The organism is Sphingomonas radiodurans (assembly GCF_020866845.1).
Taxonomy (GTDB): Bacteria; Pseudomonadota; Alphaproteobacteria; order Sphingomonadales; family Sphingomonadaceae; genus Sphingomonas; species Sphingomonas radiodurans.
On record NZ_CP086594.1, the window covers coordinates 1614133 to 1627874 of the forward strand.

Genomic DNA, 13742 nt, shown 5'->3' on the forward strand with positions numbered 1-13742 from the left:
CGGCGAGGCCTTCTCCCGGTTGCCGTCCCACAATCCCCCTGTAAGCTGCGCGCATCGGGGGATAAGCGTGTTCAAGCAAGTCGGATGGGCCAGCACCATGCTGGCAGGTTTCGTTGTGGCTGCCGCTGCCGTGCAGGCGGCTGAGAAGGCGCCGGTCGGGCGCGAAGTGCGCTACGCGCCAGCGGCGCCATGGGTAATCGCGCCGCCCGCGAGCAGCGCCACGCCCACGCCGCCAGGCGCGCCGCTACGGATCATCTATTCGGACCAGCAAGTGCGTGTCTCCGCCAAGGGGCAGGAGGAATATCAAGCGTCGCGACTGAAGCTGCTGACGCCGGAGGCGCTTCCTGCCGGCAATGTTGGCATCACTTGGTCGCCGGCAAGCGAGGAAGTGGTGGTCCACCGGCTGTCGATCCTACGAGACGGCCAGACGATCGACGTGCTCGCCAACCAGAAGTTCGCGATCATCCAGCGCGAGAACAATCTTGAGCAGTCGATGCTAGATGGCGACCTTACCGCCACCTTGCAAGCGTCAGGGCTTCAGATCGGCGACGAGATCGAGTTCGCGATGACCAAGGTCCACCGCGAGACCAACCTTGCCGAGCGGCCGCAGGGCTTCATGCAGTTTCCGATGATCGGCATGCGCGGGGCGTATCGCTTTCGCTTTGTCGAGCCGAAGGGAAGCAACGTGTCGCTGCGCGCCACGGCGGACGTGCCGCAGCCGACGACCCGCGATCTCGAGGCCGAGACCGAGCGGCTTTACACATTGTCCGACCCTGCATCGGTAACTATCCCCGATGGCGCACCCATTCGCTATGCGGTGTCGCGGCTGGTGCAGTTCAGCGCCTATCCCGATTGGGCAGCCGTCTCGCACGCATTCGCCACGCCATTCGCGCGCGCCGCCGCCGTATCCCCGACGTCGCCGATCAAGGCCGAGGCAGCACGTATCGCGGCCACCACGACGGACCCCGCACGCCGGGTGGAAGCGGCGTTGCAGCTCGTCCAGGATCGCATCCGCTACGTCTATGTCGGGCTCGATGGTGGCAATTACCGGCCGGTCGACGTTGACGAAACATGGAAGCGGCGCTTTGGCGATTGCAAGGCCAAGACGGTGCTGCTGATCGCCCTGCTGCGCGAAATGGGGATTGCGGCCGAGCCGGTGCTCGTGGCTAGCAAGGGCGGTGACGGCATCGACCAGCGGCTGCCGACCCCGGCGCTGTTCGACCATGTCGTCGTGCGCGCGACGGTCAACGGCGCGCCCGTCTGGCTCGATGGTACGCGAAATGGCGACCGGGCGCTAGCCGGGCTTGAACCACCGCGCTCGCGCTGGGCGCTAGCGCTGCGCGCGGCGGGCGGCACGCTCGAATCCATCGCGCCGACGCCGCTGCGCTACCCCACCAAAATCGAGGTGGTCGAGATCGACGCCTCCGCAGGCTTCGACAAACCGGGCAAGTACCGCATCCAGCAAACGATGCGCGGCGACGAGATCTTTTCGGTTCGTGCCCAGCTGGCCGGCGTGGCGGCGGCAGACGCGGACAAGATGCTTCAGGCCTATTGGCGGCAGCAATATTCGTTTGTCGAAGCGACGGGCACCACCTGGCGCTTCGACGAGGACAATCGCCTGCTGGTGCTCGGGCTGGAGGGTGAAGGCAAGGTCGACTGGGACGGCGACACTACGGAGGGTCGCACCCATTACATGTATGGCGGCGGCTTCAACCCGCCACCCGAGATGAAGCGCCCGAAGGATCAGGCGCAGGACGCCCCATATGCGAACGAATATCCCGCATTCACTTGCTACGCGACCATCGTGAAGGTGCCGCCGGCCCGAAAGGGTTTCCGCTGGTCCTTCTCGTCCAAGCCGATGGACCGGTCGCTCGGCGGCACCGCTTATTGGCGCATATCGTCGTTCGACGGCCAAGTCGCGCGGATGGTCAAGAGCCGCCGAGTGGACGTGCCGGAGATCAGCGCAACGGAAGCCTTGGCGGTGAACGCCGCGATCGCCGGATTCGACAACAACAAGTCATACGTTTGGGAAACCTCAACGAAGGGCGGCAGTGTGCAGGCGGATGGCGTGAGCACGTTCGGCAGCTTTGACGACTTCGCCGGAGCGGCGCCGCCATGCCAGAGCCAAGTGCGACCCACGTCCACGAACGGCGCCGCGCGCTAAACGAAACCGCGTACCCACGCGGGGTGCCACGACAGCGTGTGGATCTGCTCCCGGACGTGATTTTGCGTTGGGCGGGGGGGGGGGGGGCGTCTGGGGGAGGAAGGCCGTTGAGTGCGTTCGAATTGGTGTTTGCGGTCTATGGCTTGCTGCTTGGCCTTGCGCTGTCGGAGGTGCTGGGGGGATTCTCGCGCGCGCTGAAGCTCAAGCGCGGCACGCGGCCGGTGCGGATCGGGTGGTTGACGCCGCTGCTGGGAATGCTGGTGATGCTCGACCTGTCGAGCTTCTGGATGCTCGCATGGGACGCGCGCGAGCAGATCGGCGCCAATTACGTGACGCTCGTCGGCGTGCTCGCAATGGTGGGCGTCTATTATCTCGCCGCGACGCTGATCTTCCCCGACACGCCGGAGGAATGGCCCGATTTCGACGATTGGTACGACAAGCAAAAGCGGCTCGTGGTGGGCGGGCTGCTGGCGGCGAACATCACCAGCTGGATCGGCGTCGGCGTGCTCGATACGCTGCACCCGCTGCCCGAGGTGGCCGGCACGGCGGACAACGCGGCCGTGGACCTCGTCTATTTCACCAGCGGTTTCAGCATCCTGGGGCTTTTCATCGCCTTGATGTTCGTGCGCGGCCGGCACTGGAACGTGGCGATGCTGGTGGCGCTGTGCGGCTTCATGATGATCTCGGGCATCGTCGAACCGTACGTCTGAGCGAGGCCGCGATCTGCTTGCGGCGGACGCGGCTTTCGGGGTGCGTGGCTGGGGTATTTTCGGGGGCTGGCGGCGGCAAAGTGCCATCGAGCGAGACGCTCGCGCCGCGGGCAGCGGGGCGGGCAGCGGAGTTAGCGGGGTTGTGTGTCGAAACTGGGCTTTCGGCTTCTCTCCGGCGATCGGTGTCGGCCTGTCGACACTGCATCCGCTGCGCTAGCCGGATTCAAAGGCGGTCAGGATCGGGCATGGCCCTTCCAATCCCGCCGCGCATTCGCGCGCGAGGGTGTGGAGCGAGGCGCGCACGCGTTCGAGCTCCGCGATCCTGGCGTCCAGCGCGGCGATGCGTTCGCTGGCCAGCTGGCGGGCACGCGCGCGATCGTCGGTTGCGTCGAGCACCAGCAGCTCGCCGATCTGATCGAGCGTGAACCCTGCCGCCTGCGCCGAACGAATGAAGCGAAGCCGGCGCGCATCATCGGGGCCGTAGCGCCGGATACCGCCGCCAGCCCCCGCCCCGCCCGGCCGATCGGGCGTGTCGAGCAAGCCGCGGCGCTGATAGTAACGCACCGTCTCGACCCCCACGCCGCCCGCGTCAGCCAGCCCCGCAATCGTCATGCCTGCCATGCCTTGACTCCGGACTATGGTACGGACCCCATATAGGCCGGGCGACAATCGGAGAAAGATGATGGCGACCGCCCCCGCCGGACAGAAAACGATCGGACAGAATACAGTCAGACAGGCGACGATCTACCGGATGGTGATGCCGGGCCATTTCTGCCCCTATGGCCTCAAGGCGACCGATCTGCTGCGCCGCCAGGGCTATGCGGTGGACGACCAGTGGCTGACGACGCGCGCGGAGACGGACGCGTTCAAGGCGAAGCACGGGGTCACGACGACACCGCAGACCTTCATCGGTGGCGCGCGAGTGGGCGGCTATGACGATCTGCGCCGCTTCTTCGGCAAGACGGTGCGCGATCCCAAGGCGCTCACCTATCGGCCAGTGATCGCGCTGTTTTCGATGACCGCGCTGATGGCGCTCGCCGCCAGCCACGCGATGCTCGGAACGCCGTTCACGATCCGCGCGGCGGAATGGTTCATCGGCTTTTCGATGTGCGTGCTGGCGCTGCTGAAGTTCCAGAACATCGAGAGCTTTTCGAGCATGTTCCTCAATTACGATCTGCTCGCCAAGCGCTGGGTGCCCTATTCCTACGTCTATCCCTTCGCGGAAGGCGGCGCCGGCGTGCTGATGATCGCGGGCGTGCTCACCTGGATCTCGGTGCCGGTGGCGCTGTTCATCGGCACGATCGGCGCGGTCTCGGTGTTCAAGGCGGTCTATGTCGACAAGCGCGCGCTGAAATGCGCGTGCGTCGGCGGCGACAGCAATGTGCCGCTGGGCTTCATATCGCTGACAGAGAACGTCATGATGGTAGCCATGGCGCTGTGGATGGTGGCGGCGCCGGCCGCCCTGTCGGTGGCGCATTAGGGTCCAAGCGCGCATCGTCATCAATGCTGAAGGTGGCCTGCCCAATACCGATGCAATGCCGGCTTTCGCGCACCATCGTTGATGCTACAAGACAGGCATGGATCCGCAGATCATCGTGCCGGACATCAATGCCGGGGCAAGCAGCCGGACGCAGGCCGATCTGCTTCTCTACGATTACTACAAGCACATGACGACGCTGATCCTGGCGACGCTTGGCGGCATCCTGTCGATCTCGCAACTGAGTGGAATAGCGGTGCCGATCCGCGATGTTCTACCAGCGCTGGCGCTGATTTCATTTGGCGGGATTACCGCGCTTTATGCGATGGAAGGGATGATCAGTGCCCGCCTTCGCCAGAAATCGACCCCGTCATGGGTGCGATGGTCGCGGCAATTGGTAGGCGGCAGTTTCGGGCTTGGCGTGGGCGCGTTTCTTGGCCGGATGACCAATCTGGTCGGTTAAGGCCGGTGCGCGGCCGGCCTGCTAGCGATGGCCCGTCGAGGGTGGGAGGCGGACGATCTACCAACCCATTGGACTATTGGTGGACCATTGGTCGAACTCGCTTTTTGAAGCGTCGCTGCCATGAAGCTGCGCCCAAAGCACATGCGAACCTGCTTCTTGTGCTCGGTTCACATACTGCGACGCGACTAGCCAACCCTTGATCGGACGAAGGGGCAGAAGGCAGCCCAGCAACATTACCGGCGAGGAGGTAAGCAGGTGAACCCACCACGCAGGGTCAAACGCGGAATCGACCAGCAGCTGAAATTTGGCCAGCACTCTCGCAGTAGCCGCGCCGCAGGCAGACGCTTGTCTCGATGCGATCCTATATCGCTTCTCTTGGTAGGAGCAGCGAGACCGAGGTTCCAACACCGAGCGCGCTTTCGACATTGATGGCGCCGCCGATGTCGTTGACGAACTTCGCTATGCTGCTGAGCCCCAGGCCAGTGCCTTTCCCATCTGGCTTGGTCGAGAAGAATGGGAGGATCGCATTGCGTGCAACCTCTGGCGACATGCCATTCCCGGTATCTCGCATGGTGACTTCCACATATTGTTCGGGATAGTGCAATGGTGCGGACGTTGCCCGAACCATGTTTTTCGCGGATATCACGACTTCGCCTTCCCCATCGATCGCATCACGCGCGTTCGCGGCGAGGTTCATCATCGCGATTTCGAACTCGTTCTTGTCGCAGCAGGCCTTCCACAGATCCGAAGACAGATCGAATCTAAGCCTTATTCGTTTTCCAAGTGCGCGTTGCATCATATAGCGGCAGGACGATACCAGCTTATCAACATCATGAGGAACAGGATTCAATTTTTCCTTCCGTGCAAATGATGTCAGCCGACGGGTTAGCGCGGCGCCATTATCAATCGCCTTCTGGGCTTCATCAAGAATCATGTCGCGTTTCGCGCGATCAATATTTTCATCGCCAATATTACGCAATGCGATCTGGAGAATCGTCAAGACATTGTTGAAGTCATGCGCGACGCTTCCGGAAAGTTCGCCGAGCGCCTCGAGCCTTTGCGCGTGGAGCAGGCGTTCATTCAGCGATTTTATGTCGGTTATATCACGCGCACTCCCCAGAACACCTGCGACACTGCCGCTTTCGTCAATCAGCGGGTAATAATATGCATCATAGACCCGCCCGCTCCCGTCGGTGCCCAAAGCGCCACTGAAGTGATACGGCCGGCCCTGGTGGAAAGCTTCGGAGATATTATATTCTACAGCTTTTCCATATTCTTCGCCCATCACTTCTACCGGCGTAAGCCCGAGCAGCTCGTCTTCCGTCGATCGGCCGACAACAGCCAGGGCTGCGGGATTGGCGTGAACGTACTTGAACCGACCGTCCTCGTCCCTTTTTACATAAAACTGGCAGTCGGACGTCGCTTCGAAAAACTTCGCGAAGCGTTGAGCCGCGGAAACTGGCATTCCCCCCCCTTTTTGCGTTTGAGAATTCAACTTCGACAGAGCCCGACCGTTAAGCGCGAAAGCTATCGGTCGCAAATCCACCGGCGTAGCACATCGGATCAGGGAGCGGGGCAATGGTCGCGTGTCTTCGGCTAACCTTGGTGCGCGCGAGCTGCTGGGCTGGTGATCGATCCCGATCGCTGGGGCTGGCGGCGTTGCTGTATCTCGTGCTGAAGAAGCGGTTGCGCGCGCTTCGCAAGCGTGACTGATCGTTCCCTGGGCGACCTGCCGGCCGCGCCGCGTCACCTGGCGTTCGGGCCGAGGTGCAGGCGATCGAGCGGCAGGGCCATTTCGACGCTGAGGCCGTCGGCGGTCCAGATGCGCTCGATCGTGCCGCCCAGCTGCTGTTCGACCGTGCCGCGGATCAGGGCGGTGCCAAAGCCACTGCTGACGGGCTCCTGCGGCACCGTCGGGCCACCGCGTTCGACCCAGTCGATCTTGAAGAACGACCCGTCGATGTCGGTGGTGATCGAGATCGTGCCGGTGTGGTGCGTCAGCGCGCCATATTTGATCGCGTTCGTGCAGAGTTCGTGGACGAGCAGCGCGATCGCCGTCAACGCACCATCGTCGACGGTGCGATCGGGGCCCGACATGGCAAAGCGGGTGCCGCGTTCATCCTCATAGGGCTTGGCGATCGCGCGAATGACGCCGTGGACCGAGGCGCCGACCTCAGCCGAGACGCTGGCCGGGCTGCGGACCAGCCGGTGCGCCGCATAGAGCGAGCCGAGCCGAGCCTGCATCGATTCAGCCAGCGCCTCGACCGAATCGGCATGCCGCGATTCGAGCGACACGAGCGATCCGACGATGGCGAAGAAATTGGCGATGCGGTGGTTCATCTCCTCCGCCAGCAATTCGGCGCGATCGGCCGCAAGCCGTTCCTCGTGAACGTCGGTGCAGGTGCCGACCCAGCGGACGATCTCCCCGGCGCTGCCGGTGATCGGCAGCGCACGGCCAAGCATCCAGCGATATTCGCCATCGCGCCGGCGCAGGCGATATTCGACCTCATAGGGCTCGCCGGTGGCCAGGCATTGCTGCCAGCGTGCCCAGCAGCTTTCGCGATCATCGACATGGAACATGCCGTTCCACGCGTCACCGTCGGTCGATCCGGGTTCGACGCCGGTATAGCCATACCATTGGGCGTTGTAATAATCGTGATAGCCATTGGGCCGCGCGGACCAGATCATCTGCGGCAGAGCGTCGGTCGCCATGAGCGAGATCGCATCATGGAATGCGCCTTCGGGCTTGTGACTGGCCAGTGAGACGCTGTCGAAGCTGCGCCCGATCCGCGATGGAGCGACGCGGTCGGGCTGAGGATCGGTGGCCGGGCTCGAAAACGCTTCCGGCGCCACGCCGTCGAGGGTGCTTGTTGCCGATCGCCGCGCCATTGCCGCGCGCTGGGCGTAAAGTGCGTCATCAGATGTGTCCGACACGTAATCCCCTTGCCGCCGACTGACGCGAACAACCTATGTTGGATACGGGGCGGTGCGGCTGGTGTCTGTTGCGCGCCCAACAGACAGCGAGCAGATCGGCCGGTATTGTCGCCGCGAGTGCCCTTGCTGCTGGGACGGAGTTCCCCAGTATGACCGAGCCTCAAGTCACCGAGATGATTCACAAGAACCAGTTGCTCGGTGCGTTCACGGCAGAAGCGTGCGAACGGATCATGCCGCACATGACGCGCGTCGACCTGAAGCTCGGCACCACGGTGTGCGAGGCCGGCGGGATCCTGACGCACGCCTATTTTCCGCAAGGGAGCGTCCTGTCGCTCCTGACCGTGCTGGAGAATGGATCGGAAATCGAATGCGCCAACATCGGCCGCGAGGGCGCGTTCGGGCTGTTCTCGGCGATGTACAGCCGCGTGTCGTTCAACCGCTGCACGGTGCAGCTGGAAGGCCCGATGCTGCGTTGCCCGATCGAGCCGCTGCAGGAGGAGTTCCACGCGAGCGCGCACATGCAGGACCTGTTCGTCAGCTATTCGGAGACCTTGCTGTCGCAGGTCATGCAGACCGTGGCCTGCAATTCGCTCCATTCGGTCGAGGAGCGGCTGTGTCGCTGGCTGCTGATGATGCACGATCGCGCCGATGGCGAGCAGCTCACCTATACGCACGAATTCCTCTCGCGCATGATGGGCGCGAACCGCACGTCAGTGACGCTGGCGGCGCAATCGCTGCAGAACAAGGGGCTGATCGCCTATCGCCGCGGGCTGATGCAGGTGTGCGATCGCGCCGGGCTCGAGGCAGCGGCGTGCGAATGCTATGCGATCGTCAAGGTGCGGTTCGATGCATTTCTCAAGCCACCATCGGGCGCGGCGGCGGGTGATTTCGCCGGGCGCACGCAGACGAAGTGATCGCTCGCCGGATTGCCGTATCCCCTAACATAAGCTGAGCGCGGCCCGGCACTGTCGGCATGGCGACGACCATACATGTCGACATGTTGTGCGGCAGCGAGCGCTAAGCGCTACGACGCCAGGAACGACGCCAGCGAAGTTGCGTCGATCGAGCAATGGCCGCCGTACAGCGGGCGGAACTGCGTCGCTACGCCGCGCCGTGCGGCGATCCGCGCGAGCCGCTCGGTGCCCTCGAAATTGCCGTACGCATCGTAGAGCCCGTTCGAGAGATAGAGCGCGGGATAAGTGGGATCGGATCGCTCGATCAGCGCCAGCGGCGAGAAGCGCTGCCATTCGCGCTCGTTCGCCAGATGCTGGCGTGCCAGCATCCAGACGCCAAAGGCGATCTTCGGGTTGGCGCCGGTCCGCGCTGCCGCAGCGCGCAATTCGCCGAAGGAGGCGAACGGCGACACGGCATAGACGCCGGGGCACAGCGCGGCGATCTTCGCGAAGCGCTTGGGGTAGGTCAGGCCCGCGACGAGGACGTTGAGGCCGCCCATCGATTCGCCGAGCAGCAATCGCCGGCGCGGCGCGCCGAGCGCGCGTTCGATCAGCGGCAGGCGCTTGATGAAATCGTCGAGCAAGCCGCTGTCGGGGCGCTCGCCCTTCGCCGCCAGAAGCCAGCTCGGGCCATAGGACAAGGTGACGACGGTGGGCGGGCGGACGCCGCTGCGCTGCCAGGCCGCCTGCACCAATGCGGTGAAATAGGTGTCGTCGTTCCAGATCTGCTCGTCGAGATTGCGGCCGTGCAGATGGTAGAGGATATCGCCGTTGGTGCCGGCGCTCGCGCGGTAGATGCAATAGCGGACGGCGCCGGACGCCTTGCAGTGCTTGCTGGCCGGGCGAAACACGACCTCCTGCGCGCCTCGGGTGCGGGTGACTTGCGTCCAGGCGTAATAGCCCAAGCCCACGACGAGGCCGAGGAGCAGCCAGTAGCGGCGCGCGCGGACGACGCTTGCGGCGCGGTGGAAGCGGCCTGCCGTCATGCGAGATGCGGCGCGAAGGGGGAGCGGGCATCGCGTGCGGGTGCGGCTTCGGGGGATCGTGGCGCGGCGCGCGCGGCGATCGGCACGCGGGCCGCGCGGGCAAGCGCACCGAGGCTGAGGAGGTAGCCCAAGATCGCGCTGCCGCCATAGCCGACCACGGGCGTCGGATAATTGCCGAGCGCGGCCGCGACGATGATCGACAGCCACACCGCGCCGAACACCATGAATGGGGTGCGGTCGTGCGACCCAAAGCGCAGGCCATGCAGCGCCGGCACCAGGAGGAGCGCCGCACCCGCGGCAACCGCTGCTCCTGCCGCGACATGCAGATCGAACGCCGTGTAGAGAATACGATCGACATACGGCACCGCGGGCAACGGATCGGGGCGGATCATCGCTACGAGGAACGCAAGCGCGCTGGCCGCCAGTGCGACGAGGACGAAGCGATCACGGCGCGCGATCGCGAGCACCGTCAGGCCGGCAACCAGCACGCCGGCCATCGCCCGGTCGGGCTGCACCGCCAGTGCAAGCGCAGCGAAGAGCACCCCGGCCGTCGCCACGGGCCCGCGATCGTGCGCGAACAGCAGGATCATCGCGGGCAGGAGGATCAGGCTGGGCTGGATGGCGAGCGGACCCATCGTCATCCAGCGTGACGCGCCATCGACCGCCGCGCCGCCGAGCGCGGTCGCGAGAAGCGCGAAGGACATGAACAATATCGCCAGGCCGCGTTCGTGCGCGGGCGCCGCGGGCATCCGCGTCCAGATCATCACGGCCGCCACGCCAGCAAGCAGCGCACCGACGTTGATGGCGAGCATGTGGAGCGGCGCCCCGGCGGCATGGAGATAGGCAAGGCCGAGGCAGACCGCGCCGATCGCGCATGCGATGCCGTGATGCCCCGCGCTGGAGCCGCCAGCGGCTTGGTCGGCCGCGGGCATGATCCTCGAAAGCCGGCGCAGCAGACCCGCGAACCCGGCGAAAAGCCGCTCCGAGAGCGACAGCAGCACGATGCCGCGAAGCGCATCGAGCGCGAACAGCAACGCCGCGCCGTCATCGGCGATCGCGTCAGCCTCCGCCCGAATGGCGTGCGCCCACATCTCCTGCCGCTCGGGCAACACGTCGAGAAGAAGGTCGCAGATCCACCGACAGGCCTGACGTCGCACCGCGCTCATGCCGGCGCCGCGCCGGACAGGGGATCGACGCTGGGGTGCGGCTCGGGAAGATTGCGCCGGGCAAGCTCGACGCCGCTCGCCGTCAACCGATAGACTTGCCGCGGTGGGCGACCCGCCACCTCGGGCGCGCGCCATTCGGCCTCGAGGAAACCCTGATCGGCCAGCCGCATCAACAGCGGGTACAGCGTACCCGACTTGATCCCGACCCGCTGGATGATCTCATACCCGTGAGCGCCGCTGCGGCCCTCGTCGAGCAAGGCGGAAAGGACCTTCCTGGTCTGGAGTGATAGTGCGCGGGGTTGGGACATGCACCACTAGTCTACCTATGTAGACTTAGATGCAAGTGCGATTTTCACCGCGGCCTGAATGGCCGGTTTCAGGAGATCGGCACGCGCGCCTCAATGACGTGCGAAGACGCGGCGTCCGCTGGGGCCGAAGGCGACGACGGCGTAGGATTGCGCCGGGCGGCCGGGCACTTCCATGCCGGGCGAGCCGATCGGCATGCCTGCGACGGCGAGGCCGCTGACGCCCTTCGGGCGCTGTGCCAGCGCGCGCTTCATGTCGGCGATCGGGACGTGGCCCTCGAAGCTCATGCCGTCGATGATCGCGGTGTGGCAGGAGGCGAGATCGGCGGGGACGCCGCGCGCCTTCATCAGCGCGGGCCGGTTCGCATCGTCGATGATCCGCACCGTGCGGCCGAACTGCGCTTTCACGATTTTCGCCCATTCGCCGCAGCAGCCGCATCCGGGATCACGGTGGATGAGGATGGTATCGGCCGCCACCGCGGCTGCGGGAAGGCCGAGCATCAGGGCAGCGAGCAGGTAGCGCATCTTGGTCATGAACGCGGGTGTACCGCGGTACGACGCTGCGCGCAAAACCCGGTCGTTTGCGAGCAGCCGGACTCGATCAGGAGGCAGGCTTGCCCGTCATCATCGCGTCGATCTTCGCCTTGGGCAGGTTGATCAGCAGGCCGTTCTTGTTCTTCGCGAACGAGCTGACATCGACCTCGACGCTGCCGCGCTCGCTCGACACCACGGCAACGCCGCTGTCGACCTTGGCGACGGTGCCGACCACCAGGCCCTTGGCGTCGCGCACCTCGACGCCTTGCGCGACATCCTTGGGGCGGGCGGGAACAGGGCGGAGCGAGCGCGCCGACCCGGAGACATCTTCGTCGAGCCGCCGATAATTGGTCTGACGATCCATGAAGCGGTCTGCCGCATCGCCCGACATCCCGCTCATGTTGGGCTGGACCGAGGGAACCCCCGGCGCGCCCTGGGCAGTTGCGGCGCTGGCGAGTGCAAGAGCTTGCGCCGTCAGCGCGGCCGCGAATACACGCATCACCCTCTCCCCTTGTATTTGTTATGGCGTGAAGTTTAGCGCTAACATGAGGCGGCCGCAATCGCTGCGCTGACGTATGTCGCGGCGTGGCGAGGCATGTTCTGGGTGAACACTTGTGGTTGCGCCGATGCTGCACTGCGACAACAGGCGGATGCGCTGGCGGAATATGGGCGCTGCTGGGATTGCGGTGTGATCTAGCCGTTGGGAGACGGTGTACGCTCGACGTCGATGCCGCCCATGCCGCCACCACCCATACCCATACCACCGCCACCCCCCTGCCCGCCTTTCGCCCCGCCATCGTCCCTTGCGCCGCCTCGGCCGCCAGCACTCGACGGGCGCGTCGGGCCTTGCATCGGGAGTTGCAGGTCGGCCGGGATCGGATCGAGATCGAGCGCCTCGCGCACGAACGCCCGCAGCGCGACGACCAGCGCATGCGTGTGGACCGGGCGGCCAGCGACGAGCTCGCGCACCGCGGCCTCGGCCAGGCGGACATGCTCCTCGGTGCCGAGCAGGATGATATCCGACAGCGCCGCCTCGACCGCATCGCGGATGCGCCGGGTGCGATCGGATTGCGCGGCGGTTTCCGCGCTTAGGTCTAGCGCGGCCATAGGTTCCGACGCAGCGGCGGCTGTCGCGCGGAGCCGCAGGTCGCGCTTGTGCGCAGGATCGACCGCGAGATCGCCGGTGAACGAGCCGCCGAGCGTCTTGTACGCCGCGATCAGCGTGCGCAGCCGTTCGTTGATCTGCCGGTTCATCCGCTCGCGGCGCTGCTGGAACGTCATCATCATCAACAGCCGGATCCCAACGCCGAGCAGCGTGATGAGCGTGATCCCCAGGATGGTCGCGAGCACGCTTTGCCAGGAACTGAAATCGAACGTGCGCACCGCGGAGCCTTTGCTATTCGCGAGCGAACCGATTGCGGTGGCGGGGGTTCCGTGGCGGAGGCGGTCGCAGTGACAGGCTCGGCTTATGTCGTTCGGCAGACCGATGGTTTTGCGATCGATCTCAAGGGCCATTGACGATCGTGGATCGGTCGCCACGGAGCCGATCTGAGCTGAACCTTTTGGTGGATCAAACATCACACTGATCGCGGCAAGGCACACCGACGGGCTCAATGCGTTGTCGCCAGATGATCGCGAAAATCATCCTCGCAGCAGCAACCCTCTCGGCTAGCTCCTTACCGAGCATCTCGGCGATGAAGTGGGACAGGCGCGTCCTGCTTGTCTGTGCTCCGGACCAGGAGGATCCGGCCTTGATTCAGCAGCGTCGCGTGATGGCACGCTGGAAAGCCGGCGCAGAGGCGCGCGACCTGACGATCGTCGAGATCGTCGGTACCAAGGTGGTTGGCGCGAGCGACGCGGCAGATACGCTCCGACGGCGCTACAGGTTGCCGGGCAACGCCTTCGCGGTGGTCCTGATCGGCAAGGATGGTGACATCAAGCTACGCGAGGCGCGGCCGATCCCGGCCAGTACGCTCGAGGACACGATCGACGCGATGCCGATGCGTCGCAGCGGAGGCCGGTAAAGTCTGGGCACGCAGATCGTTCGGTG

17 protein-coding genes are annotated in these 13742 nt (G+C 65.0%); 7 read left to right on the top strand and 10 right to left on the bottom strand.

Annotated elements, in window-relative coordinates; all coding sequences use genetic code 11:
- The first annotated feature begins 97 nt into the window (after positions 1 to 97).
- Positions 98 to 2164 (top strand): DUF3857 domain-containing protein, encoded by a 2067-nt coding sequence (locus tag LLW23_RS07765; protein ID WP_228948200.1) that lies wholly within the window; start codon positions 98 to 100, stop codon positions 2162 to 2164.
- Between the two features lie 107 nt (positions 2165 to 2271).
- A complete protein-coding gene (locus tag LLW23_RS07770; protein ID WP_228948202.1) occupies positions 2272 to 2874 on the top strand; it encodes a hypothetical protein in 603 nt (200 codons plus the stop codon).
- Positions 2875 to 3087: 213 nt separating this feature from the next.
- On the opposite strand, the gene LLW23_RS07775 is transcribed toward LLW23_RS07770, so the two are convergent.
- A complete protein-coding gene (locus LLW23_RS07775; RefSeq protein WP_228948203.1) occupies positions 3088 to 3495 on the bottom strand; it encodes a MerR family transcriptional regulator in 408 nt (135 codons plus the stop codon).
- 58 nt (positions 3496 to 3553) lie between these two features.
- Here LLW23_RS07775 and LLW23_RS07780 point away from each other — a divergent pair, with 58 nt between their 5' ends.
- Together LLW23_RS07780 and LLW23_RS07785 are read left to right on the top strand one after the other, a co-directional pair.
- A complete protein-coding gene (locus LLW23_RS07780; RefSeq protein WP_456299977.1) occupies positions 3554 to 4354 on the top strand; it encodes a MauE/DoxX family redox-associated membrane protein in 801 nt (266 codons plus the stop codon).
- A gap of 97 nt (positions 4355 to 4451) precedes the next feature.
- On the top strand, positions 4452 to 4814 hold the full coding sequence (locus LLW23_RS07785) for a hypothetical protein (protein ID WP_228948205.1): 363 nt from the start codon (positions 4452 to 4454) through the stop codon (positions 4812 to 4814).
- A gap of 57 nt (positions 4815 to 4871) precedes the next feature.
- On the opposite strand, the gene LLW23_RS17655 is transcribed toward LLW23_RS07785, so the two are convergent.
- Positions 4872 to 5240, bottom strand: a complete 369-nt coding sequence (locus tag LLW23_RS17655; protein ID WP_408642028.1) for a DUF983 domain-containing protein — start codon at positions 5238 to 5240, stop codon at positions 4872 to 4874.
- Positions 5176 to 6279: a two-component system sensor histidine kinase NtrB gene (locus tag LLW23_RS07795; protein ID WP_228948206.1), complete on the bottom strand. Its 1104-nt coding sequence runs from the start codon at positions 6277 to 6279 to the stop codon at positions 5176 to 5178. Before LLW23_RS07795 ends, LLW23_RS17655 begins: the two co-directional genes overlap by 65 nt.
- A gap of 113 nt (positions 6280 to 6392) precedes the next feature.
- Here LLW23_RS07795 and LLW23_RS17520 point away from each other — a divergent pair, with 113 nt between their 5' ends.
- Positions 6393 to 6527 (top strand): hypothetical protein, encoded by a 135-nt coding sequence (locus LLW23_RS17520; protein ID WP_270049255.1) that lies wholly within the window; start codon positions 6393 to 6395, stop codon positions 6525 to 6527.
- Positions 6528 to 6560: 33 nt separating this feature from the next.
- Here LLW23_RS17520 and LLW23_RS07800 read toward each other — a convergent pair whose 3' ends face one another.
- A complete protein-coding gene (locus LLW23_RS07800) occupies positions 6561 to 7748 on the bottom strand; it encodes a PAS domain-containing protein (RefSeq protein ID WP_228948208.1) in 1188 nt (395 codons plus the stop codon).
- A 149-nt stretch (positions 7749 to 7897) separates the two neighbouring features.
- Here LLW23_RS07800 and LLW23_RS07805 point away from each other — a divergent pair, with 149 nt between their 5' ends.
- On the top strand, positions 7898 to 8662 hold the full coding sequence (locus LLW23_RS07805; RefSeq protein ID WP_228948209.1) for a Crp/Fnr family transcriptional regulator: 765 nt from the start codon (positions 7898 to 7900) through the stop codon (positions 8660 to 8662).
- 110 nt (positions 8663 to 8772) lie between these two features.
- On the opposite strand, the gene LLW23_RS07810 is transcribed toward LLW23_RS07805, so the two are convergent.
- From LLW23_RS07810 to LLW23_RS07835, 6 genes are all read right to left on the bottom strand, one after another.
- Positions 8773 to 9687: an alpha/beta hydrolase-fold protein gene (locus LLW23_RS07810; protein WP_228948210.1), complete on the bottom strand. Its 915-nt coding sequence runs from the start codon at positions 9685 to 9687 to the stop codon at positions 8773 to 8775.
- Positions 9684 to 10853 (bottom strand): putative peptidoglycan glycosyltransferase FtsW/RodA, encoded by a 1170-nt coding sequence (locus tag LLW23_RS07815; protein WP_228948211.1) that lies wholly within the window; start codon positions 10851 to 10853, stop codon positions 9684 to 9686. The genes LLW23_RS07810 and LLW23_RS07815 overlap by 4 nt, the downstream gene beginning before the upstream one ends.
- Positions 10850 to 11161 carry a PadR family transcriptional regulator gene (locus LLW23_RS07820; protein ID WP_228948213.1) on the bottom strand — a complete coding sequence of 104 codons (312 nt, stop codon included), beginning with the start codon at positions 11159 to 11161 and terminating at the stop codon, positions 10850 to 10852. Before LLW23_RS07820 ends, LLW23_RS07815 begins: the two co-directional genes overlap by 4 nt.
- A 90-nt stretch (positions 11162 to 11251) precedes the next feature.
- Positions 11252 to 11683: a DUF411 domain-containing protein gene (locus LLW23_RS07825; RefSeq protein ID WP_408642039.1), complete on the bottom strand. Its 432-nt coding sequence runs from the start codon at positions 11681 to 11683 to the stop codon at positions 11252 to 11254.
- Positions 11684 to 11759: 76 nt separating this feature from the next.
- On the bottom strand, positions 11760 to 12191 hold the full coding sequence (locus LLW23_RS07830; protein ID WP_228948215.1) for a hypothetical protein: 432 nt from the start codon (positions 12189 to 12191) through the stop codon (positions 11760 to 11762).
- 194 nt (positions 12192 to 12385) lie between these two features.
- Entirely contained in the window at positions 12386 to 13075 is a 690-nt protein-coding gene (locus LLW23_RS07835; protein WP_228948216.1) for a hypothetical protein, read from the bottom strand.
- A 245-nt stretch (positions 13076 to 13320) separates the two neighbouring features.
- Here LLW23_RS07835 and LLW23_RS07840 point away from each other — a divergent pair, with 245 nt between their 5' ends.
- Complete coding sequence (locus tag LLW23_RS07840) at positions 13321 to 13716, top strand: DUF4174 domain-containing protein (RefSeq protein ID WP_228948217.1); 396 nt, start codon at positions 13321 to 13323, stop codon at positions 13714 to 13716.
- Positions 13717 to 13742 lie beyond the last annotated feature (26 nt).

Bases quoted from the DNA above. Each gene is read 5' to 3' on its own strand.
- LLW23_RS07765 (WP_228948200.1), top strand. From the start codon at position 98: ATGCTGGCAGGTTTCGTTGTGGCTGCCGCTGCCGTGCAGGCGGCTGAG.
- LLW23_RS07775 (WP_228948203.1), bottom strand. From the start codon at position 3,495: ATGGCAGGCATGACGATTGCGGGGCTGGCTGACGCGGGCGGCGTGGGG.
- LLW23_RS07780 (WP_456299977.1), top strand. From the start codon at position 3,554: ATGATGGCGACCGCCCCCGCCGGACAGAAAACGATCGGACAGAATACA.
- LLW23_RS07785 (WP_228948205.1), top strand. From the start codon at position 4,452: ATGGATCCGCAGATCATCGTGCCGGACATCAATGCCGGGGCAAGCAGC.
- LLW23_RS17655 (WP_408642028.1), bottom strand. From the start codon at position 5,240: ATGTCGAAAGCGCGCTCGGTGTTGGAACCTCGGTCTCGCTGCTCCTAC.
- LLW23_RS07795 (WP_228948206.1), bottom strand. From the start codon at position 6,279: ATGCCAGTTTCCGCGGCTCAACGCTTCGCGAAGTTTTTCGAAGCGACG.
- LLW23_RS17520 (WP_270049255.1), top strand. From the start codon at position 6,393: ATGGTCGCGTGTCTTCGGCTAACCTTGGTGCGCGCGAGCTGCTGGGCT.
- LLW23_RS07805 (WP_228948209.1), top strand. From the start codon at position 7,898: ATGACCGAGCCTCAAGTCACCGAGATGATTCACAAGAACCAGTTGCTC.
- LLW23_RS07810 (WP_228948210.1), bottom strand. From the start codon at position 9,687: ATGACGGCAGGCCGCTTCCACCGCGCCGCAAGCGTCGTCCGCGCGCGC.
- LLW23_RS07815 (WP_228948211.1), bottom strand. From the start codon at position 10,853: ATGAGCGCGGTGCGACGTCAGGCCTGTCGGTGGATCTGCGACCTTCTT.
- LLW23_RS07820 (WP_228948213.1), bottom strand. From the start codon at position 11,161: ATGTCCCAACCCCGCGCACTATCACTCCAGACCAGGAAGGTCCTTTCC.
- LLW23_RS07825 (WP_408642039.1), bottom strand. From the start codon at position 11,683: ATGCGCTACCTGCTCGCTGCCCTGATGCTCGGCCTTCCCGCAGCCGCG.
- LLW23_RS07830 (WP_228948215.1), bottom strand. From the start codon at position 12,191: ATGCGTGTATTCGCGGCCGCGCTGACGGCGCAAGCTCTTGCACTCGCC.
- LLW23_RS07840 (WP_228948217.1), top strand. From the start codon at position 13,321: ATGATCGCGAAAATCATCCTCGCAGCAGCAACCCTCTCGGCTAGCTCC.